We start from the raw sequence: 2161 nt of genomic DNA, 5'->3' as shown, positions 1-2161 counted from the left end.
CTGTTGACGACGGTCGAAAACTAGGCCAGAAGCGACGGTGAAAAGTAGGCCACGTGGTGGTGGTTATTGTGCCGTGTTGTCTGCTCTGGCGGAGGGCAGGGTGTCGATTCCGGTGTCCTTGAGTCGGTAGCTGGAGCCTTTGAGGGTCAGAACGTCGGCGTGGCCCACGATGCGGTCGATCATCGCGGCGGCCACGACTTGGTCCCCGAAGACGTCGCCCCAGCGGGCGAAGGGCAGGTTCGAGGTCAGGATCAGCGAGGCGTGTTCGTAACGGCTGGAGACCAGTTGGAAGAACAGGTTCGCGGCGTCCTGCTCGAACGGGATGTAGCCGACCTCATCGACGACGAGTAAGCCGATCCGCCGCAGTTTGGCCAGCTCGGCGGGAAGCCTCCCGGCGTTGTGGGCGGCCTTGAGGCGGGCGACCCAGTCCACGGCAGTGGCGAACGCGATGCGTTGCCCGGTTTGGGCGGCTTTGATGGCCAACCCGATGGCGAGGTGGGTCTTGCCGGTGCCGGGCGGGCCGAGCAGCACCACGTTGCGGGACTTGGCCAGGAACGCGCCGGTGCCCAGGTGGGCGATCATGTCCCGGTTTAGGGCCGGTTGGTGATCGAAGTTGAAGTCCTCCAACGACTTCCGGGTGGGGAACCCGGCCGAACGGATACGAGTTGCCGCCCCAGAGGCTTCGCGGGCCGCGACCTCACGCGACAGCACTGCCGCCAGATACTCTTCGTGAGTCCAGCTAGCGTCGCGGGCTTGGTCGGCGAGGCGGGCGGCGGACTCGCGGATGCGGGGAGCCTTGCTGCTTGGGCGTAGTGCAGGACTGCCTTCATCGAGTCCTCGGCCATGCTCACGCTACCTCGTCATCGGAAGTGACTGTGCCCGTGGTGAAGTCGACCCCGAAGGCGCGGTCGTAATCGGCCAGATCACGCACCAGATGATCACCGGCCGCCGGTGCCGGGCCGGCCTGGAACTGTCGACGCAACACCGCCGCGGCCTCGACGTGGCCGGGATCGGTGAGGGTTTGTCGTGCCGCCCAGCAGCGACCGTGAGCCGCTAGCAGACGCCCCGCCCTACTCACCGTCACCTCAGCTAGGGTGGTGCTCACCTCGACGAGCTGACCGATCGCACTCGGATCCACGGAGTAATCGTTGCCTGCCACCCGCACGTAGTAGTCGCGACCCAGTCGCACCGAGGTCACCGTCTGCACGGTCGGCGCCACGGGTGGCAGCGCCAGCATCTGGGCCCGGTCGGCATCGACGAAGTCGATCGGACGCCCATCGAGTACCCGCACTCGACGCGCGTTGGCGACCGGAAGCCACTGTCCCAGTTGAGTATTGAAGTCATGGGGTGAGGTGAAGGTGCGCCCGGGCAGGAACGAGGTCTCCAGATACCGATTGGCTCGCTCCACCATGCCCTTGGCATTCGGGGTCATAGGGTTTGAGTTGCACCAGCCGCGACCCCAGCGTGCCCATCAAGGCGGTGACCGGATCGGTCAACCAACCACGGCGCCCGATTCCGGTTTCGTTGTCCCACCACAACTCGTGCGGCACCGCGGTGAAATTCTGCGAGAGCAGCTGCCACATCCCGGCCACCAAATCCATCGTCTGGCGCGAGGGCAGCATCACCGCGGCGATGAACCGGGAGAACGCCGCCACCATCACCAGCACCGGCAGCATCGCCTCCTGGCCGAACCCGACCGCGATCTTGGGCGCCGGGAACCACAGGTCGCACTGCACCACTCGCCCCGGTGGATGCTCAAGGCGGTCGATCGGATCAGCAGGCAGGTACTCCGGGCGGATCGCCCGGACCCACTCTCGGAACCACGAGATCGAACCCGTCCACCCGACTCGCTCGGCGAGCACTGTCGCCGGCAGGTGGGGGTACGTCGACAACAACGCCCGAATTCGCGGCTCCACCTCGCTGATCGCCGACGGCGCAGCGGTCCGCTCGTACTTCGGTGGACCATCGTTGACCAACGCCCCGGCCACCGTGTCACGCGCGATGCCGAGTTGCCGCGCAATGGCCCGCTGCGACAAACCCTCGCTGCGGTGAAGATGCCGGATCAACGCCCAGTCTTCCAAGGAGATCACCCATCCAATCTGATTGGGTGGCCTACTTTTCAACCGTCGCGACTGGCCGGGATTTCAACCGTCGGCAACAG

Annotated in this window: 2 pseudogenes; both read right to left on the bottom strand. The window is 65.8% G+C overall.

What is annotated here, in order from left to right:
• Window positions 1-63: 63 nt before the first annotated feature.
• A pseudogene (gene istB / locus SKC41_RS31675) lies at window positions 64-845 on the bottom strand (IS21-like element helper ATPase IstB).
• A 2-nt stretch (window positions 846-847) separates the two neighbouring features.
• Window positions 848-2090 (bottom strand): annotated as a pseudogene (gene istA / locus SKC41_RS31670) (IS21 family transposase).
• Window positions 2091-2161: the final 71 nt, after the last annotated feature.

This window comes from Mycobacterium sp. 050128 (assembly GCF_036409155.1).
Classification (GTDB): Bacteria; Actinomycetota; Actinomycetes; order Mycobacteriales; family Mycobacteriaceae; genus Mycobacterium.
Note: the sequence above shows the minus strand (reverse complement) of the source record. Positions and strands in the feature narration are given on the sequence as shown.